Annotated in this window: 17 protein-coding genes and 1 pseudogene; 13 read left to right on the forward strand and 5 right to left on the reverse strand. The window is 66.8% G+C overall.

Annotation, left to right across the window (positions count from 1 at the left end; all coding sequences use genetic code 11):
* The first annotated feature begins 63 nt into the window (after window positions 1-63).
* Entirely contained in the window at window positions 64-921 is an 858-nt protein-coding gene (purU, locus tag GO591_RS12375) for a formyltetrahydrofolate deformylase (protein WP_157157100.1), read from the forward strand.
* 69 nt (window positions 922-990) lie between these two features.
* On the opposite strand, the gene GO591_RS12380 is transcribed toward purU, so the two are convergent.
* Entirely contained in the window at window positions 991-4,308 is a 3,318-nt protein-coding gene (locus GO591_RS12380; RefSeq protein WP_232466175.1) for a S8 family peptidase, read from the reverse strand.
* Window positions 4,309-4,490: 182 nt separating this feature from the next.
* On the opposite strand from GO591_RS12380, the gene nagA reads away from it, so the two are divergent.
* The 4 genes and pseudogenes from nagA (at window position 4,491) to GO591_RS16155 (ending at window position 7,372) form a co-directional block, all read left to right on the forward strand.
* A complete protein-coding gene (gene nagA / locus GO591_RS12385; RefSeq protein ID WP_157157101.1) occupies window positions 4,491-5,648 on the forward strand; it encodes an N-acetylglucosamine-6-phosphate deacetylase in 1,158 nt (385 codons plus the stop codon).
* A gap of 168 nt (window positions 5,649-5,816) precedes the next feature.
* Window positions 5,817-6,302, forward strand: coding sequence for a DUF222 domain-containing protein (locus GO591_RS16055; RefSeq protein ID WP_157157102.1), 486 nt, complete (start codon window positions 5,817-5,819; stop codon window positions 6,300-6,302).
* Between the two features lie 52 nt (window positions 6,303-6,354).
* Window positions 6,355-6,795: pseudogene (locus GO591_RS16150) on the forward strand (DUF222 domain-containing protein); the annotation flags it as partial.
* Between the two features lie 169 nt (window positions 6,796-6,964).
* Complete coding sequence (locus GO591_RS16155; RefSeq protein WP_370455354.1) at window positions 6,965-7,372, forward strand: HNH endonuclease; 408 nt, start codon at window positions 6,965-6,967, stop codon at window positions 7,370-7,372.
* 110 nt (window positions 7,373-7,482) lie between these two features.
* Here the strand turns inward: GO591_RS16155 and nagB are convergent, their stop codons facing one another.
* A complete protein-coding gene (nagB, locus tag GO591_RS12400) occupies window positions 7,483-8,268 on the reverse strand; it encodes a glucosamine-6-phosphate deaminase (protein ID WP_157157104.1) in 786 nt (261 codons plus the stop codon).
* Between the two features lie 92 nt (window positions 8,269-8,360).
* Between nagB and GO591_RS12405 the strand changes: the two genes are divergently transcribed.
* The 4 genes from GO591_RS12405 to GO591_RS12420 all read left to right on the forward strand — a co-directional run bounded on the left by GO591_RS12405 (window position 8,361) and on the right by GO591_RS12420 (window position 11,778).
* Window positions 8,361-8,768 (forward strand): FMN-binding protein, encoded by a 408-nt coding sequence (locus tag GO591_RS12405; RefSeq protein WP_232466176.1) that lies wholly within the window; start codon window positions 8,361-8,363, stop codon window positions 8,766-8,768.
* Window positions 8,755-9,612: an FAD:protein FMN transferase gene (locus tag GO591_RS12410; RefSeq protein WP_157157105.1), complete on the forward strand. Its 858-nt coding sequence runs from the start codon at window positions 8,755-8,757 to the stop codon at window positions 9,610-9,612. Before GO591_RS12405 ends, GO591_RS12410 begins: the two co-directional genes overlap by 14 nt.
* The gene (locus tag GO591_RS12415; RefSeq protein ID WP_232466177.1) at window positions 9,609-11,111 is read left to right on the forward strand and encodes an FAD-dependent oxidoreductase; all 1,503 of its coding nucleotides are present in this window, start codon (window positions 9,609-9,611) and stop codon (window positions 11,109-11,111) included. Before GO591_RS12410 ends, GO591_RS12415 begins: the two co-directional genes overlap by 4 nt.
* A 241-nt stretch (window positions 11,112-11,352) precedes the next feature.
* Entirely contained in the window at window positions 11,353-11,778 is a 426-nt protein-coding gene (locus tag GO591_RS12420) for an Hsp20/alpha crystallin family protein (protein ID WP_157157106.1), read from the forward strand.
* Window positions 11,779-11,895: 117 nt separating this feature from the next.
* Here GO591_RS12420 and GO591_RS12425 read toward each other — a convergent pair whose 3' ends face one another.
* A complete protein-coding gene (locus GO591_RS12425; RefSeq protein ID WP_157157107.1) occupies window positions 11,896-13,110 on the reverse strand; it encodes an NADP-dependent isocitrate dehydrogenase in 1,215 nt (404 codons plus the stop codon).
* A 98-nt stretch (window positions 13,111-13,208) separates the two neighbouring features.
* Here GO591_RS12425 and GO591_RS12430 point away from each other — a divergent pair, with 98 nt between their 5' ends.
* The 4 genes from GO591_RS12430 to GO591_RS12445 all read left to right on the forward strand — a co-directional run bounded on the left by GO591_RS12430 (window position 13,209) and on the right by GO591_RS12445 (window position 15,022).
* Complete coding sequence (locus GO591_RS12430) at window positions 13,209-13,661, forward strand: GNAT family N-acetyltransferase (RefSeq protein ID WP_157157108.1); 453 nt, start codon at window positions 13,209-13,211, stop codon at window positions 13,659-13,661.
* 9 nt (window positions 13,662-13,670) lie between these two features.
* Window positions 13,671-14,201, forward strand: a complete 531-nt coding sequence (locus GO591_RS12435; RefSeq protein WP_157157109.1) for an MGMT family protein — start codon at window positions 13,671-13,673, stop codon at window positions 14,199-14,201.
* Window positions 14,198-14,506 (forward strand): MGMT family protein, encoded by a 309-nt coding sequence (locus GO591_RS12440; protein ID WP_157157110.1) that lies wholly within the window; start codon window positions 14,198-14,200, stop codon window positions 14,504-14,506. Before GO591_RS12435 ends, GO591_RS12440 begins: the two co-directional genes overlap by 4 nt.
* A 78-nt stretch (window positions 14,507-14,584) precedes the next feature.
* Window positions 14,585-15,022, forward strand: a complete 438-nt coding sequence (locus GO591_RS12445; RefSeq protein WP_157157111.1) for a hypothetical protein — start codon at window positions 14,585-14,587, stop codon at window positions 15,020-15,022.
* A gap of 49 nt (window positions 15,023-15,071) precedes the next feature.
* Here the strand turns inward: GO591_RS12445 and GO591_RS12450 are convergent, their stop codons facing one another.
* Both GO591_RS12450 and GO591_RS12455 read right to left on the reverse strand, forming a co-directional pair.
* A complete protein-coding gene (locus tag GO591_RS12450) occupies window positions 15,072-16,877 on the reverse strand; it encodes an ABC transporter ATP-binding protein (RefSeq protein ID WP_157157112.1) in 1,806 nt (601 codons plus the stop codon).
* Window positions 16,874-18,592 carry an ABC transporter ATP-binding protein gene (locus tag GO591_RS12455; protein ID WP_157157920.1) on the reverse strand — a complete coding sequence of 573 codons (1,719 nt, stop codon included), beginning with the start codon at window positions 18,590-18,592 and terminating at the stop codon, window positions 16,874-16,876. Before GO591_RS12455 ends, GO591_RS12450 begins: the two co-directional genes overlap by 4 nt.
* Window positions 18,593-18,646: the final 54 nt, after the last annotated feature.

The raw sequence follows: 18,646 nt of genomic DNA on the forward strand, positions 1-18,646 counted from the left end.
GGATGTCGTCGTGGTGCGGCATCCCGTAAAGAGTACCGCGACGAAACCAATACGCTGAAGGGCGTGACCGAGCATGCCACCCACTGGATTCTGACCCTGATCTGCGAAGACAAGCCGGGGATCGTGCACGCGATCAGCGGCGCGATCGTCGAATCGGGTGGAAATATCACCGAGTCGCAGCAGTTCTCCAGCGACGACACCGGCCGTTTCTTCATGCGGCTGCAAGTGGAGTCCCCGGCATCCCGGGCCCAGTTCGAGGCCGCCCTGATTCCGGTCACCGAGCGTTACGGGATGACCTGGAAGCTCGACGTGGTCGGCCGGCCGCTGCGCACCCTGGTGCTGGTGTCGAAGGCCGGGCACTGCCTGAACGACCTGCTGTTCCGGCAGCGCGCCGGTCAGCTCACGGTCGACGTGCCGCTGGTGATGAGCAACCACACCGAGTTGCAGGAACTCGCCGCGTTCTACGGGGTGCCGTTCGAGTCAGCCCCGGTGACCAACGCCGAGGAGAAGGCCGCCTTCGAGCAGCGGGTGCTCGATGTGGTCGCCGATCACGACATCGAACTGGTGGTGCTCGCCCGCTACATGCAGATCCTCTCCCCCGAACTGTGCGCGGCACTCGAGGGTCGGGCGATCAACATCCACCACTCGTTCCTGCCCGGTTTCAAGGGTGCCAACCCGTACCGCCAGGCGCACGCCCGCGGCGTCAAGCTGATCGGAGCGACCGCGCACTTCGTCACCAGCGACCTCGATGAGGGTCCGATCATTGAGCAGAACGTGGTGCGGGTCGACCACTCGCGCAGCCCCGGCCAGCTGGTCGCGATCGGGCAGGACGAAGAAAGCCGCACGCTCACCCAGGCGGTGAAGTGGTTCTCCGAGGACCGTGTGCTGCTCGATGGCGCACGCACCATCATCTTCAAATAAGCAGCGCGTCCCGCTGGTCGAGCTTGCCGAGACCCGTCTCGACAAGCTCGACCCGTGGGGCGGCCGTGGTTAGCGCCAGCCCCCGCGCTTGATCGGCTTCACGCTGACCGGCTTGGATGACGCCGACGCCTCACCCATGCCCTCCTTGGTGGCGGTCACCACGACGCTCAGCTGGTGGCCGGCATCAGCCAGCCGCACCCAGTAGAACCGGTCCGTCGCGCCGGGGATGTTGACACCGTCGAGCTGCCACTGGTAGCTGAACTGCAGCTTCTTCGTGTCCCACTTGCCGGGGTCGGCCAGCACCGGGTTCCCCGGTTGCGCGGATCCGCTGATGCTCGGCGCGGTCGTGTTGCCCGGCACCGGCAGCGGTGGCTCACCGGAGTCCACGGTGAGCACCGTGCTCGCGCCGGTGTCGCCGTAGCGGATCAGGCCCAGGTACGTGCTTCGTGGTTCCAGCCCGCTCCACGACGCGGTGAACGTCGCTGGCACTCCTTGTGCCGCGGTGAGCACTGCCGGGTCGAGCGCGACTGCAGACCCGCCAGGCGAGACGTTCGTTGTGGTCAGGTCATAGTCCGTGGCCGGGTTGGCCGAGTACACCGAAACCAGCACCAGGTACTCCCCGGCATCCGGGGCAGCGAGGTCCACCCGCTCGTCGGCCGCGTCGCTCGCCGACTGCCAGCCCGCGATCGGTGTGCCCGCGGCGTCGAGTTGGTAGACGACGAGGTCGAGGTCGGCGGTGTCGGCCGCCGCATCCAGGTCAAACCGGGCATGCACGGTACCTTCGGCGACAGTCCACGGATACTCGTGCAGGTCACCGCTGATGCCGGACCCGGTTGTGGTCGTGCCCTTGCTGAGACCGGTCGACGACAGCGGGATCTCGCCCGAACCTCCGGGCGTCACGGTGATCTCAGTGGATCCGTCGATGCCGGTTCCGCTCACGTTCGCCGGGGCGACAATCGTGACCGGCTGCACGGCGACCGGGCTGCGCACGATGGTGTCGCCGCTGGTCCAGCTGATCGATCCGGTGGCGAATTCGTCAAGCGCGGCATCCGTTCGGGTGAACGTGACGCTGAACTCGTAGCTCTCGCCCTCGGTGACTGCGAGCGTCGCGGGCGATACCTCGACATCGATGCCGGCAAGGCCGCTGACGGATGCCGCAAAGGTGCCCGACTGCGTCGCGGTGACCGTGCGGGTCACCGTCTCGGGCGCCGTCAGCGTACCGACCGCGATCGAGGCGAGGTTGAGGTTCGACGCGTCGATCGGATCCACCCCGGCGTCATAGCCGAGGCCTTGCAGGTAGGCGAGCCAGTCCGGCACCCCGTTCAGGTAGACCAGGCCCGGCTCGAAGTACTTCGTCGGGTCGACGTGGCCGGCGCCCTGCGCGAACGGGTCGGTGACGGCGTTCCCGGCGCCATCGACGGTGTCATAGGCGGTGGTCATCATCGCCGACTTCACCTCGGCCGGGGTCGCGTTCGGGCGCTCCCCGAAGTAGAGCGCGGCGAGTCCGGCGATGTGCGGTGCCGCCATCGAGGTGCCGCTGAGGAATGAGAACGTCGGCTCGGCACCCTCAGCGTTCGAGGTCGCCGCGAGGATCGCGACGCCGGGAGCCGCGATATCGGGCTTCAGGATGTCGCTGCCGTCTGCCAGTACCGGGCCACGGGATGAGAATCCGGCGACCTGCGGAGTGGGCGGGGTCACGCCCGTGGAGTTGCCAGCGGCGAGCACGGCAGTGGCACCTACGGTGTTCGCGTACGCGATGACGGCGTCGTGGAACTGCGCGTTCAGGTGCACCGTCGGCACCGAGTGGGTGTCGAGGTCGATTGAACCGGGGACGACGTTGACGAGGACCATGCCAATGCCGCCGACCCGGGCGACCTCGGCCGACTTCGCGACCCGGTCGAATTCACCGCGTTCGCAGACGACGATGGTGCCGGGCGTCACCAGCGCCGGATTCAGTGTGCCGGGGCCGCAGAGGTTCGCTTTGGCGCCGGCAGTGCCGGTCGCGGCGAGCGCCGTGGAGTTCACCAGGCTGCCCTCGATGGGTGGGTCGGCCTCGCTGACTCCGACTGTGATGGATGCGCCGGCGTACGCCTGGCCGCTGCCGAGCGTGACCGTGCCCTCGTAGCTGGGGATGGTCGACGCGGCAACCGTGGTGATCCACGGGGACGCGTTGTCGAGGGTTGACGCGCCGGGGCCCGCGTTGCCCGCGGAGGCGGAGACGAAGACACCGGCCGCCGCGGCGCCGAGGAACGCGTCATCCGTCGCCGAATAGGTGGTCTGCGCTGCGCCGCCGCCGATCGAGAAGTTGATCACGTCCACGCCGTCGGCTACGGCCTGGTTGATCGCGGCGAGCAGGTCACTGGTCGCGCAGCCGTCGTCGCTGGTCGAGGCCGGGTCCTTACCGGTCCAGCACACCTTGTATGCGGAGATCTTCGCGGCCGGGGCCACTCCGGTGAAGGTACCGACATCGCTGCCGGCGACCGTTGCGGCTGTGCCAATGTTGCCCGCAGCGGTACTCGCGGTGTGCGAGCCGTGTCCGTCACCATCTCGCGCCGACAGATACTCACCCAGGGCCTCGCCGCCGATAGACGATGCGCCGAAGCCGTCGACGTAATAGCGGGCGCCGATCACCTTCGTGTTGCAGTCATCTACCGTGAACTGCACGCCGGTCTGGCAGATCCCGGTGAAGCTCTGCCCGTCCGCCTTGGCGAACGTGATGGTGTCGCCGCTGCGGTACGGTTCTGAGCCCGCGGTGGTGTCGAGGCTGTCGCCGGCGAAGGCGGGGTTCTCGGGGGCGATGCCCGTGTCGAGCACACCCACCACCACTCCTGCGCCGGCGCTGTCGGCTCCCCCGGTTGCCGCCCAGACGCCGTCGGCGCCCTCGAGCCCGAGGAACTCGGTGGACGGTGTTGCGGTGATGTGCTTGAGCTCATCCGGCGTCAGGTACGCGACATCCTTGTCTGCCGCAAGCTTGGCAGCCTGCTCCGCCGTAAGGTCCGCGGCGAACCCGTTGATCGCGAGCGTGTACGAGTAGTCGATCTCGGCGCCGACCGACGCGGCGACCTCGCGCTGCTTCTTGGCGAGGAAGCCGCTGTACTCCTTGACCGGGTTCGCCTTCGCGTTCAGCTGGCTTCCCTCACGCGGTTTGGTCGGCGCGAAGCCATTCACGCCACCGGTGTAGGTGGCTGCCGCGTCGTCCTGCAGCGTGACGATGTACCGCCCCGGCGCGAAGTGCGTCTGCGATTGCCCGCCGCCGATCGACTGCGGCGCTGCGCTGGCAGCAAGAGGCACCGCGGCCATCGTCGTGGCGAGGAGCGCGGCGCCGGTGATGAGTGTGAGCGTGTGACGGATGGTGCGTGCCGGAGTGCGGCGAGCGCGAGCTCTCACAGACCTTTCCTTTCGTCGTTGAACTGAAAAGCAGTCGGGTCTGCGTGCGCTTACCGTACCGGACGGTCTACCCCTTTACAGGGGATGACACGGCGCGTGTTGGGCGCGGTGTTCCGGGTCGCGGGTGTCGCTCGACGGCGCCCGAACATCGCTTCAAGGAAGGCCGGTCTAGAGTTTCACGCATGAGCATGCTGATCAGCGGCGCCCGCAAGCTCGATGCCAACGGCGAGCAAGACGATTTCTGGATGCTGGTCGATGGTGACACCATCACCGCGACCGGTCAGGGCGAGGCACCGGATGCCGCCACCCGGGTGGACGCGACCGGAAAGTGGCTGGTGCCAGGGTTCATTGACCTGCACGGCCACGGCGGCGGTGGACACGTCTTCGACGACGGGCCCGACGAGATCGAAGCCGCCCTCGCGACGCACCGTGCGCACGGAACCACCCGGTCGGTGATCAGCCTGGTGGCCAACCCGGTGTCAGCGCTGACGTCGAGCCTCGCGACCATTGCCGAAATCACCGAACGCGATCCGCTGGTGCTCGGCGCGCACCTCGAGGGCCCGTTTCTCACGCCCGCGCGGCGCGGTGCACACAATGTCAACTTCCTGCTGCAGCCCTCCATGGAGGTGGCGCGTGAACTGCTGGACGCAGGCAACGGCATCCTGCGGCAGGTGACGATCGCCCCGGAACTGCCTGGAGCCCTCGAGGTCATCGACCTGCTGGTCGAGCACGGGGTCACCGTCGCGGTCGGGCACACCGAGGCAACCGCCGAGCAGGCCGCCGCCGCGTTCGACCGTGGTGCGCGGCTGCTCACCCACGCGTTCAACGCGATGCCCGGCATCCATCACCGCGCGCCCGGTCCGGTGGTGGCCGCGCTGGCCGATGAGCGGGTGACCGTCGAGCTGATCCTCGATGGTCTGCACGTGCATCCGGATGTCGCTTCCCTGGTCTTCACGAAGGCGTTGAACCGCGTCGCGCTGGTCACCGACGCGATGGCCGCTGCCGGTGCGGCTGACGGCCACTATCGGTTGGGCTCGCTCAACGTCACGGTCCGCAATGGCCTCGCAGTGCTGTCGGGAACCGACACTCTCGCGGGATCAACGCTCACTCAGGACGCGGCGTTGCGGAATGCGATCACCTTGGTCGGCCTCGACGCGCGAGCCGCGGTTGAAGCGGTCACCCTCACCCCGGCGCGAGCGCTTGGTCTTGAGCACCGGCATGGCCTGCTGGCGGAGGGCTTTGCGGCGGACGCGGTGCTGCTCGATTCGGACTGGCAGGTCAGTTCGGTGTTTGCGGACGGGCGTCGGATCGGCGCCCACGAGACCCAGCCGGCCGCCTGAGAAGCGGACGCCTCGTCTTCGGCGCACCTCGCGGAGTCGTATTGCGGAGTCGTCTTGCGGTTGATCTTCTCTCCTCCACAGGGACGGGTTCGCGCTGGTTGCTAACAGGTAAAACTGGCCGCTGGCCAGCGGAAACAGAATGTCGGTGGTTGCTGGTTCACTGCATTTGTGACCACCAGAGAACACCCGCTCAGCCGGCCGGCACCGCGCCGCACCGGCGAAGAGGCACTGCTGTCGCCGCGGGCGATCCTGGATGATCAGATGCACGACTTCATCGACGCGGTGGCCGAGGCGAGCGCCGATGTCGCCCGAGCGCAAGCCCGGCTGCTGGAACTGGTCGACCAAACCCGGCAGCACGCCGAACGCGTGGTGCACCTGTTCGTGCCACACGATGACCGGATGCGGAAAGCCGAACAGCAACGACTGGCCAAGATGGCATTCGCCGAGCAGATCGCGGCCAGCCTGCGCCTGCCCTCCGGCTCCGCGCAGCGGTTGATCGCCGAGGCCGAGGCGCTCACGCACGAGCTGCCGGGCACGATGAGCGCGCTCCGGCGTGGCGAGATCAGCCTGCGGCACGCGCAGGTGATGGTCGACGAGTGCTGGCAGCTCGGCCGGCGGTACCGACCCGGGAGCCGACGCTGGGACCTCGGCTGAGGTTCGCCGGGCCGCGGTGGAAGCTTTCGAAGAGGCCACCTTGCCGGCGGCGATGAAGCTGACCGTGGCGAAGTTCTCCCGCAAGGCCCGGCAGCTCCGGGAGCGCATCCATCCGGAGACGATCCGGGCCCGCCGGGTGAAGGCGGCCGGGGACCGGGAGTTCAGTTTCGAGCCGTCCCGGGACGGGATGGCCTATCTGACCCTGTACACCGAGGCTCCGTTGGCGATGGCGATCCACGACCGGGTCACCGCCGCGGCGATGGCCCAGCAGCGTCCGGAGGAACCGCGCACGCTGACCCAGCTGCGGGCCGATGTCGCCACCGAACTGCTCCTCACCGGTGGCGGAGGTGCCGATGGTGGCGGACCGCAGGAGGACCGGTTCGCCGGCATCCGTCCCACCGTGTTCGTCACCGTGCCGGTCGTGACATTGCTCGGCCACAGCGACGAACCCGCCACCCTCGACGGCTACGGCCCGATCGACCCGGACACCGCCCGCCGGCTCACCGCCCAGGCACCCTCCCTGTTCCGGCTGCTCACCGACCCCGAGACCGGCGAACTGCTCGCACTGGAGCAAGGACTGCTACCGGCTCCCCCGCCTGCTGCGCCGATTCCTGCGGCTGCGGGACGAGACCTGCCGGTTCCCCGGCCGCAACCGCAAAGCCGTGCACTCCGACCTCGACCACACCATCGCCAAAGAACACGGCGGCCCCAACACCGCCGCAAACCTCGCCCACCTCTGCCGCAAACACCACCGACTGAAACACCTCACCGGCTGGAGCGTCGAGCAACTGGACCACGGCGTGCTCCGCTGGACCTCACCCACCGGACACCAATACACCAGCGAACCAGAACTGCGTTCCGATCCGGTCCCATCGCAGGACCGCGTGAATCGCGGACCGAACGTGTGGTCCAGCCCCAGCCCCGGCCCCGAGCCCGAGCCCGAGCCCGATGCATCGGCGTGCGGGGACAAATCAGAACCGACAAAGCGGCCCGAGCCTGTGGTTGAGCCCGATAGGAAACGGAAGTCTCATCCGGGATCCGATCCGGGAACAGACCCACCGCCGTTCTAGCCGCTTGTCACTGCCCGCGCGTCCTGAAATCCGTCATCACCTTTGGCTGACAATTGCCCAGACCGCGCGAACAGCCGGCCGCCCAGACCGCGCGAACAGCCCCACGCCCCCTAGGCGTACTGCTGCCAGGCTGGCTTGTTCTCCGCGATGTACTTGTAGTAGTCGGCGAGCGCTAACCGGCTCGCTGCCGCTTCATCGAGGATGACCGTCGCGTTCTGGTGGAACTGCAGCAGCGACGCCGGCACCATGCTGGTCACCGGCCCCTCCACTGCGGCCGCGATCGCATCCGCCTTCTGCTCGCCCTGCGCGACCAGCACGACCTCGCGGGCATCCATGATGGTGCCGAGACCCTGCGTCACGCAGTGCATCGGAACCTCGTCAGCGCTGCCGAAGAACCGTGCGTTGTCGGCACGGGTCTGCGCCGCAAGCGTCTTGATCCGCGTGCGGGACGCGAATGACGAGGTCGGTTCGTTGAAGCCGATGTGGCCGTTCGATCCGATCCCCAGAATCTGGATGTCGACCCCGCCTGCCTCGAAGATCTGCCGCTCGTACGCCGCGCAGGCTGCTTCGATGTCGTCGGCACGGCCATCCGGAACGTGCACGTTGTCGGGATTCAGGCCCAGCGGTTCGATGACCTCCCGGCGAATCACCTGCACGTAGCTCTCCGGATGCTCCGCCGAGATCCCGACGTACTCGTCGAGGGCGAAGCCGCGGGTGCGGCCGACGTCGAGACCCTCCTCGCGAACGCGCCGGGCGAGCTCGGCGTAAATGGCGAGCGGCGACGATCCGGTGGCCAGTCCGAGGACGGCGTCCCGCTTGCTGGCGACAACGCGGGCGATCTTGCTGGCAGCTACGCGACCCACTTCGGTGGCGTCCTGCAGAATGACGATTTCCATCACCGGTCAGCGTAGTGAACTCCGGAGGCTCTTATTGTTCTCGCAGGAAGTTCAATCTAGATTTGCTCAGTCTTGAACCTGGAGGAGTTCCTTTGATCACTGCCCGCAGCTCGCTCGCAACCGTGGCCGGCCTCTCGATGATCGGGGTATTGGCTGGATGCACGGCATCCGACGCGACGACCGGAAGTCTTGGGGCGGAGAACGACTATGTCGACGGCGACTACACGGCGTCGGGCAGCTATGTGTCGCCGAACGGCGAGGAAACCATTGACGTCACCCTCAGCCTCGAGGCCGGGACCGTCACCGCGGTTGAGGTGACTCCGAACCCGACCAACCCGAACACCGAGATGTTCCAGGGCCAGTTTGCGGGCGGCATCGCCGCGCAAGTCGTCGGCAGGCACATCGACGAATTGGACGTCGACAAGGTCGCCGGCTCGAGCCTGACCAGCGGTGGCTTCAACGACGCCCTCGAGCAGATCAAGGCCGATGCCGCCGCATAGCCTGCGCTTCGAGGCCATCGGCACCGGATGGCAGATCGACACTGCCGCGCCGCTTTCAGACGAGATCGTTGCGGCGATCCACCAGCGGATCGACGACTACGACCGTGCCTGGTCCCGGTTCCGTAGCGACTCACTGGTCAGCCGCATGGCGCGGGAGCCCGGCCAGTGGCGACTCCCGTCCGAGGCGGCACCGTTGCTCGAGCTCTACCGTCGCCTCTACACGGCCACGGACGGCGCGGTCAGCCCACTGGTCGGCGACTCGCTCGTCGCCCTCGGCTACGACCGCAGCTACTCGCTGCGCTCCACCGGACCCACCCCCGCGACCCGTTGGGAAGACGCCATCGCCTGGGACGGTGAGCAGCTCACCTGCCTGAAACCGGTGACCATCGACGTGGGCGCGGCCGGCAAGGGCCAGCTGGTAGACCTGGTCGGCGCGCTGCTGGCCGAAACGGATGCCGGGGGCTTCACCGTCGACGCCTCGGGCGACTTGCTGCACTCGGGTCCGACCTCGCTGCGAGTTGCCCTCGAGCATCCCCTTGATGCGTCGCTGGCCGTTGGTGTCGTCGAGCTCGGCACACGCGCGCTGTGCGCATCGGCGGCGAACCGGCGCACTTGGGGCGATCGGTTGCACCACATTCTGGATGCGACCACCGGGTTGCCCACGCGGCGGGTGCTTGCCACCTGGGTCATCGCCGACGCCGCGCTCATCGCTGATGGCCTGGCCACGGCGCTATTCTTCGCAGAGCCGGAGCGGCTGCACGGGTTCGAGTTCGAGTACGTGCGCATGTTCGACGACGGGCGGCTGGACTGGTCTCCCGGACTTCAGGGGGAGGTATTCGCGTGACCACGAGCGCGAGGGCATTGCTCGATCGGTTCACCGGCCGGATCTCGATGTACCTGCTTATCCTGGTGATCCTCAGCGTGCTGGCCGTGGTCGCCTTCGTGCTGGCGCTCACCGGAGAACTCGGCTTCGATCCACTGGCGATGCTGGCCAGTGCGGCCGTCCTGATCGTGGCGACCACGGCATCCGGATGGCTGCTCGCCCGCCTCTTCCGCACCCGCGCGCACCTGCAGTCGTCGCTCATCTCCGCGCTGCTGTTGTTCTTCCTGTTCTTCCCCACCACCGCCCTCCCTCAGCTCGGGTCCCTGGCGCTGGCCGGCGTCATCGCGAGCGTCTCGAAATACGTGCTTGCGGTCGGCGGTCGACACGTGTTCAACCCGGCGGCGATCGCCGCCTTCGTGGTCACCATCTTCACCGGGCTGAACGCGAGCGTGTGGTGGGTCGCGACCGCCTGGCTGCTGCCGTTCGCGGCGATCGGGGCGTTCCTCGTGCTGTGGCGCACCCGCAAACTGCTGCTCGGTGTGGCCTTCACCGTCGTCGCCGCCATGATCACGGTGACGCGGCTGGTCGATTTCGGCACTGATCCGGGCACCGCGCTGGTCACGGCCTTCACGAGTTACCCGATCGTCTTCCTGGCCGGCTTCATGCTCAGCGAACCGTTGACCTTGCCGCCGCGGCGGTGGCAGCAGGTTCTCATCGCTGTCGTCGTCGCGGTGGTGTTCGCCGTGCCGTTCAATATCGGCGGGCTCTACAACACCCCGGAACTGGCCCTGCTGGTCGGCAACCTGATCGCCTTCTTCTTCGGCCAGCGGCACGGCCTGCCACTGGAGTTCCTGGGCCGCAGGCAGCTGACGCCGACCTCGTGGGAGTTCTCGTTCAAGCCCAGGCGCGCAGCCCGATTCACGCCGGGCCAGTACCTCGAACTGTTCCTGCCGCACCGTGCCGATCTGCGTGGTTCCCGCCGCCTGTTCAGCATCACCTCGGCGACTCCGGAAGAGATCACCATCGGCGTGAAAATCAGCGAGCCGGCGTCCAGCTTCAAGCTGGCGCTCCAGGACCTCGCGCCGGGCGAGATCGTTCGCTCCACCGGCGTCGGCGGCGACTTCGTGCTGCCCCGAGACGAGTCGATGAAGGTGCTGCTGGTCGCCGGCGGGATCGGTGTCACGCCGTTCGTCAGCCAGCTCAGCGCCGGCCCGCGACGCAACGCCGTGCTGGTGTACTCGGTGTCCTCGGCTGACGAGCTGGCGTTTGCGCCGAAGCTGGCAGCATCCGGTGCGCGTGTCCTGGTAATCGCGCCGGAGCGATTTGCGGCCCTGCCCGACGGCTGGGAGTACCTCGGCCCCGGACATCTGACCGCGGACCGGCTGCGGCAGGCGGTTCCGGATGTCGCGGAGCGCGCCGCGTATGTCTCGGGTTCGCCCGCCTTCGTCGACGGCATCCGCCGAGTGGTCCGTGCGGCCGGTGCCCGGCGCCTGCGCACCGACCTGTTCGCCGGGTACTGATCCCAGCGGAGGTACCCATCTAGCTGGCGTTTGAGCCAGATTGTCGCGTTTGAGCCTGCGCGCGCAGGCTCAAACGCGCCGAAGTGGTTCAGTCGCTCACACCGCCAGTGGCAGCAAAGCGCCCCCAATTTTCAGCATTTTCGAAGGAAAGACTCGTTAGCACTCCTCGACACCGAGTGCTAACATTTCAATAGTTGAGTCACCGAGGCTCAACTTTCGACGTGAAGGAGTTGACACAAAGATGGCCACCTACTTTGACCCATTCCGTGAGCTGGACCGCGTCGCCGGCACCCTGCTTGACCGCAGCCCCCGCGTGATGCCCATGGACCTCTACCGTGAGGGAGACCACTACGTCCTCACCGCCGACCTTCCGGGCGTCGACCCGGGCTCCGTCGACGTGGACGTTGACGGCCAGCTGCTGACCATCCGCGCCGAGCGCACGGTGCGCAGCCAGGAAGGCGTCAAGTGGATCACCCGCGAGCGCATGGGCGGTTCGTTCCTGCGCCAGCTGACCCTTGGCGACGGCATCGACCGCGAGAAGATCAGCGCGCACTATGACAACGGCGTGCTGAGCGTCATGATCCCGGTCAGCGAGAAGGCAAAGCCGCGCAAGGTCGAGGTCATGCAGGCGAACAAGCCAGCGCAGTCGGAGATCACGGTCGAGTAAGCACGGTCGAGGAGCGATCTCCGAGGGGCGGATGCCGCGACATCCGCCCCGCACCAAAAACGACTCGGCGCCCCAGTATCAACTGGGGCGCCGAGTCGTCTATAGGTGCAGCGAGCGTTACGCCAGACGTGCCTTGAGGTTCTCGTCGAGCGTGACGAGGAACTCCTCGGTGGTCTGCCAGGTCTGCTCCGGGCCGACCAGCAGTGCGAGGTCCTTGGTCATCGCGCCGGACTCGACCGTCTTAATGACAACGTCCTCGAGGGTCGCCGCGAACTCGATGAGCTCCTGGTTGTTATCGAGCTTGCCGCGGTGGTTGAGGCCACGGGTCCACGCGAAGATCGACGCGATCGGGTTGGTCGAGGTGGGCTTGCCCTGCTGGTGCTGGCGGTAGTGACGGGTCACGGTGCCGTGCGCAGCCTCCGCCTCGACGACCTTGCCGTCCGGCGTGGCCAGCACCGAGGTCATCAGACCGAGCGAGCCGAAGCCCTGCGCGACGGTGTCCGACTGCACGTCGCCGTCGTAGTTCTTGCAGGCCCAGACGTAGCCGCCCTCCCACTTCATGGCCGAGGCGACCATGTCGTCGATGAGGCGGTGCTCGTAGGTGAGACCGGCGGCGTCGAACGCCTCCTTGAACTCGGCGTCGAAGATCTCCTGGAAGATGTCCTTGAAGCGGCCGTCGTAGGCCTTCAGGATGGTGTTCTTCGTCGACAGGTAGACCGGGTAGTTGCGGGTCAACCCGTAGTTCAGCGAAGCGCGGGCGAAGTCGCGGATCGAGGCGTCGAGGTTGTACTGCACCTGCGCGATGCCATCGCTCGGGGCCTGATAGACCTCGAACTTCTGCGGCTCCGAGCCGTCCTCAGGGGTGAACTCGACGGTGAGAGTTCCCTTGCCCTTGAAGGTGAAGTCGGTGGCGCGGTACTGGTCACCGAACGCGTGACGGCCGATGATGATCGGCTTGTTCCAGCCGGGAACCAGGCGCGGGATGTTGGAGATGATGATCGGCTCGCGGAAGATGACGCCGCCGAGGATGTTGCGGATGGTGCCGTTCGGGCTCTTCCACATCTTCTTCAGGCCGAACTCCTCGACGCGGGCCTCGTCGGGGGTGATCGTCGCGCACTTGACGCCGACGCCGTGCTTCTGGATGGCGTGCGCCGCGTCGATGGTGACCTGGTCGTCGGTCTCGTCACGGTGCTGGATCCCGAGGTCGTAGTACTCGAGGTTGATGTCCAGGTACGGGAAGATCAGGCTGTCCTTGATCTTCTGCCAGATGATGCGCGTCATTTCGTCGCCGTCGAGCTCGACGACGGTGCCTTCGACCTTGATCTTTGCCACTGGTGATTCCTCTCGTTGGGCCGCGACAATCCTACCCGGCCCAGCAAAGTATCTCGACATCAAGATAATCGAAGGGTGGTTCCCGCTACCCTGTCTGCATGGGCGAGCTGAGACTGGAAGAACTGTCCGCCAAGAACATCGTGGCTGCGAACAGCCTGACGTTACGGCCCGGGCAGGAGGCGTTCGTGGTTCCGACCTCGTACGCCATCGCCGATGCCTACATCAACCCGGCGACGACCTGGCCGCGGGTGGTGCTGGACGGCGACGAGGTGGTCGGGTTCATCCGCGGCAATTTCGATCCGGATGCCGAGCAGGAGTACTTCCGCAGCTGTGTCTGGCGCATCCATGTCGCCGCGGACGCTCAGGGAGCCGGCATCGGCACGTTCGCGGTGCTCGCCCTGGCCGATGAAGCACGCCGCCGCGGGTACTCACATTTGAACGCAATCTGGGATTCCGGGGAGCACGGACCGGAGTCGTTCTTTCGTACTGTGGGCTTCGAAGTTGTCGGCGAAACGGCGTATGGCGAGAAAATTGGCGCTTTCGCCCTCTAGTCTGGGCTAATGGCTGAATCAACAGGTTTTACGATTCGGGTGATCGAAATCACCGTCTCCATCCCTGCCGGGCGCACGCTCGGCATCTCCAAGGTGGCGGAAATGCTCGACAGCGACACCGGCGCGATCGGCACGGTGCTCCGCGAGTACAAGGACTCCGGTGTGCCGTGGTGGCGCATCACCGACGACGAGGGCATCCCGGTGTTCGGCGCTGAGTTCAGCGCACGGGCCCTTGAGCAGTACCTGACCGAGGGCACCCCGATTCGGCCGTCCTCGTCAGAGCTCGGTTTCGCGGTGGCACTGGATGTCGCGACGCCCGAGCCGCAGGCGGTCAGCAACCTGGAGGCCGCCCTGGCCGACCCGGCTGCGGACATCCCTGCCGAACAGGTCTCGAACTTCGATGTCACCGCTCAGCCGGTCCCTGCTCAGCCGGTTTCCGCTCAGGACGCCGCTGCGGCTAATCCGTTCGACGCCCTCCTCCGGGGCAGCGACGCAGGCAAGGGCAGCGACAACGAGGCAGCTCCGCACCACCAGGGATGATTCCCGACGCCGACGACTTCACCTCAGCGGTACTGGACGTCGTCGACAGCATCCCCGCCGGACGGGTGATGACCTATGGCGATGTCGCGGCGGTTCTCGGATCCCGAGCAGCGCGCGGCGTCGGTCGGGTGATGGCCCAACACGGTGACAACATTCCCTGGTGGCGCGTTGTGCACGCCACCGGTCGCATCACCGACGGCCTCGAGCAGCGGGCGCTCAGCCATTTCCGCTCCGAGGGCACGCCGCTGATCGAGACCGACTACGGCTATCGCGTAGACCTGCGTCAGGCCCGCTATCTGCCGTGAGTCGCGAGCACGATGGCTCCTGGTGTTACGCTCTTGAGCGCCATGCAAGAGCTCCGAGTCCCCAAACGTAGAACTCCCGTGGAGTTGGTCCTCGCCGACGGCACACCGCGAAAGGTGCTGGTGTTTCTGGCCGAGTTCGCCGCGCGGCATTCGGGTGCCGAACGCCTGTCGGACCTCCTCGACGGCGAGTCTGAATTCATCCCGGCCGTCGAAGCGTCCACGAACGCGGTGTTCTTCCTGCACAGCACGTCGGTCGCGGTAGCGCGAGTGGCCTCTTCGGTGGAGGGGGACGATGGCCAGCACACCAGTCCGACCAAGCACGAAGTGGAGATCACTCTCATCGGAGGCGCGCGGCTGCGAGGGCACGTCGCGTACGTGATGCCGCCGGATCGTTCGCGGCTCACGGACTATCTCAATTCGGAGCCGCGCTTCATCAAGCTGATCGAGCAAGAGGGAGTCGCGCTCGTCAACAAGCAGCACGTCACCCTGATCGAAGCGCTCGACTCGTCTCGCTGAACCCAAAGCTCCCTGGTTCAAGAACTCGGAACGCTCGCTCCCGGGAGGGCTAGACGAGCGATTCACGCCAGGCGGCGTGCAGCCTCGAGAACTTGCCCTCTCCGGCGATCAGTTCCTCGGGAGTGCCGTCCTCGATGATCCGTCCGTGCTCCATCACGAGCACCCGGTCGGCGATCGCCACGGTCGACAACCGATGCGCGATGATGACCGCGGTGCGGTCGGCGAGCAGCGTCTGCAGGCCTTCCTGCACAAGCCGTTCGCTCGGGATGTCGAGGGACGCAGTGGCCTCGTCGAGGATCAGCACGCTCGGGTCGGCGAGGAACGCACGCGCGAACGAGAGCAGCTGCCGTTGGCCGGCTGAGACGCGGCCTCCGCGCTTGTTCACGTCGGTGTCGTAGCCGTCCGGGAGTGCCGAGATGAACTCGTGCGCTCCGACAGCCCTGGCCGCCGCCATGATCTCGTCGAGGGTGGCATCCGGCTTGCCCAGCGCGATGTTGTCGGCCACCGACCCGCTGAACAGGTACGCCTCTTGGGTGACCATGACGATCGCGCGGCGCAGGTCCTTCGGATGCAGTCGGCGCAGGTCGACGTCGTCAAGGGTCACCGCCCCCGTGCTCGGGTCGTAGAACCGGGAGATCAGCTTGGCGAGCGTGGACTTGCCAGCGCCGGTGGTGCCGACCAGGGCGATGGTCTGCCCGGCAGGAATCTCCAGGTCGAACCGAGGCAGCACCGGGCGGCCTTGCTTATAAGCGAACTCGACACCCTCGAACCGGACCTGTCCCTTCGCCGCCCACAGGTCGACGGGCTTGCTGGGATCGGGCACGCTCGGCAGCTCCTCGAGCACGCCGGAGATCTTCTCGAGCGCCGCCGCCGCCGACTGGTAGGAGTTGTAGAACATCGCCATCTCCTGCGCCGGCGCGAAGAAGTTGCGCGTGTAGAGCAGCGCAGCGAGCAGGAAGCCGATGTCCAGCGACCCGTCGAGTACCCGGAACGCGCCCACCAGCAGCACGACCGCGACGGTCACGTTGCCGATCAGGATGAGACCGGGATCGTAAATACCGAACACCTGGATGGTCTTCGCATTGACGTCTCGGTAGTCCTCGACGAGGTCGCCGAACTCCTTCTCGTTGCGCTGTTCCTTGCGGAACGCCTTGACCGCGCGAATACCCGTCATGCTCTCGACAAACTGCACGATCATCGAGGCGGATGCGGTCCGGGTGCGCCGGAACAGCCTCTGCGAGCGCACCTGGAACCACCGAGTCAGCGCGAAGAGCGGCACCAGCGCGCCGAGCAGGATGAGCCCGCTGACCCAGTCCGCGATGAACATGGCAACGGCGATGAGCACCATGTACAGCGCGCCCTGGACGAGCTGGTTCAGCCCCTCGCCCAGCAGCTCCTTGATCGCCTCCAGGTCGCTGGTCTGCCGGGAGATGATCCGGCCGGACGTGTAGCTCTCGTGGAATTCGAGACTCAGCCGCTGCGTGTGCAGGAACACCCGCTTGCGCAGGTCGAACAGCATGGCCTGGCTGATGCGCGCGGTGAGCACGGTGTACCAGGCGACCAGCACCGCTCCGATGACGCCGGTGAGCAGGTAGGCCCCGACGGTCAGGGCAAGCGGGAACCAGTCTTGCTCGAGCACGGCTGGCAGGCCCTGGTTGATGCCGATCGCTATCAACATCGGGCCGGCGACCTGGGCGATCGTGCTGATCAGGATCACCGCAGCCGTGAGCCAGAGCGTGCCGCGCAGCGGCCGCATCAGTGAGCCGAGCAGTTTCAGCGAACGGTCCCGCACGTGTCGGCTCTCCGCCTTGGTCAGGTCGTGTCGTTCTTCGCCTTCAACTCCGATGACGCTCATGCGCCGACCTCGACCTTCGCAACATCCTGCTCGTCCTCAAGCGAGGAGATGATGAACCGGTAGTGCTCACTGGTGGCGAGCAACTCGGAATGGGTGCCGACCGCGGTGATCCGACCGCGTTCGAGCACGGCAACCCGGTCGGCGAGCTGCACGGTCGACGGTCGGTGCGCAACGATCAACGCCGTCGTCGACGCGAGCACCTCGCGCAACGCGGCTTCGACGAGCGCCTCGGTGTCGACATCCAACGCCGACAGCGGGTCATCGAGCACGAGCACGGCCGGCCGCGCCGCGACCGCGCGGGCGAGCGCGAGTCGCTGGCGCTGGCCACCGGACAGGCTCATGCCCTCCTCACCGACCTTCGTGTCCACCCCCTCGGGCAGGTCATGCACGAACCCGGCCTGCGCGATCTCGAGCGCGCGCTGCAGCTCCTGGTCCGAGCCCTCCGGCCTGCCCAGCATCACGTTGTCCCGAACCGACGCCGAGAACAACGTCGCGTCCTCGAACGCCATCGCCACGTGGGTGCGTAGTTCGTCAAGGCTGAGGTCACGGATGTCGACCCCGTCCAACAGCACCTGCCCACCGGTCACGTCATACAGCCGCGAGGCCAGCGCGGTAAGCGTTGTCTTGCCCGATCCGGTGAGGCCGACCAGTGCCATGGTCTCGCCTGGTTCCAATTCGAGGTCGATGCCGTCGAGCAGGTCGGCGTACTGCGCCGGTGAGTCCTGGTAACGGAAGTGCACGTTCTCGAAGACGAGTCGGCCGCGCGGGTCGGCGATGGTGGCCGGATGCTCCGGATCGGTGATCTCGTTGCGCTCGTCCATCACCTCGAAGTAACGGTCCACCGCGGTGCGCGTGTCGAAGGTCATCGAGAGCAGGAAGCCGATCGATTCGACTGGCCAGCGCAGCACTGTTGCCGTGGCGAAGAAACCCACCAGGTCACCGATGGTGAGCTGCCCGGCGACGAAGAGAACTCCGCCTCCGAGCAGGGCCAGGGCGAAGGTGACATCCGGAACCAGCAGCAGCCACAACCAGATGCCAGCGATCGCGCGCGCCTTCTCAATCTCGGTGCCGCGCAGGGTCTCCGCTTGGCGGCTGAACCGCTCCAGTGCGTGCTTGCCGCGACCGAACGCTTTGAGCACACGGATGCCGTGTACCGATTCCTCGACCGCGGTGGCCAGGTCGCCCGCCTGGTCCTGGCTGCGGCGGGTGACCGCGGAGTACTTGTTCTCGAAGAGGTAGCCGTAGATCCAGAGCGGGATCGAGCAGACCATGAACAGCACGCCGAGGATCCAGTTGATGTTCACCAGGAAGACGAAGCCGATCACCACGGTGACCGAGTTGACCACCAGCAGCACCAGGCCGAACGACAGCCAGCGACGGATCAGACCGAGGTCGCTCACCATGCGCGACAGCAGCTGGCCGCTCGGCCAGCGGTCGTGGAAGGCCACCGGCAGATCCTGCAAGCGCTGATACAGGTGGTTGCGCATGCGCGCCTCGACGTGGGTGCCGGGAGTGAGCACGAACCAGCGCCTCAGCGCGACCATGATGGCCTCGAGCACACCAAGGGCGAGGACGAGGCCGACTGCCGGCCAGATCGCCGTGGCGTCGCCTTCGCTGAGCGACCCGTTGACCAGGTCGCGCAGCACTTGCGGGATCAGCAGCGCGACGACTGCGCCGAGCAGCGCGGCGATCATGCCGAGGTAGATGCGCGGCATCGCCGGACGCGCGTAGGGGTACAGGCGCAACAGGGTGCGCGTGGTCGAGGCGGA

Origin of the sequence: Diaminobutyricimonas sp. LJ205, assembly GCF_009755725.1 — a bacterium.
Taxonomy (GTDB): Bacteria; Actinomycetota; Actinomycetes; order Actinomycetales; family Microbacteriaceae; genus Ruicaihuangia.

What these genes read in the sequence shown, in the direction of transcription:
- nagA (WP_157157101.1), top strand. Translation starts at nt 4,491, where the DNA reads ATGAGCATGCTGATCAGCGGCGCCCGCAAGCTCGATGCCAACGGCGAG.
- nagB (WP_157157104.1), bottom strand. Translation starts at nt 8,268, where the DNA reads ATGGAAATCGTCATTCTGCAGGACGCCACCGAAGTGGGTCGCGTAGCT.
- GO591_RS12410 (WP_157157105.1), top strand. Translation starts at nt 8,755, where the DNA reads ATGCCGCCGCATAGCCTGCGCTTCGAGGCCATCGGCACCGGATGGCAG.
- GO591_RS12420 (WP_157157106.1), top strand. Translation starts at nt 11,353, where the DNA reads ATGGCCACCTACTTTGACCCATTCCGTGAGCTGGACCGCGTCGCCGGC.
- GO591_RS12430 (WP_157157108.1), top strand. Translation starts at nt 13,209, where the DNA reads ATGGGCGAGCTGAGACTGGAAGAACTGTCCGCCAAGAACATCGTGGCT.
- GO591_RS12435 (WP_157157109.1), top strand. Translation starts at nt 13,671, where the DNA reads ATGGCTGAATCAACAGGTTTTACGATTCGGGTGATCGAAATCACCGTC.
- GO591_RS12440 (WP_157157110.1), top strand. Translation starts at nt 14,198, where the DNA reads ATGATTCCCGACGCCGACGACTTCACCTCAGCGGTACTGGACGTCGTC.
- GO591_RS12450 (WP_157157112.1), bottom strand. Translation starts at nt 16,877, where the DNA reads ATGAGCGTCATCGGAGTTGAAGGCGAAGAACGACACGACCTGACCAAG.
- GO591_RS12455 (WP_157157920.1), bottom strand. Translation starts at nt 18,592, where the DNA reads ATGCCGCGCATCTACCTCGGCATGATCGCCGCGCTGCTCGGCGCAGTC.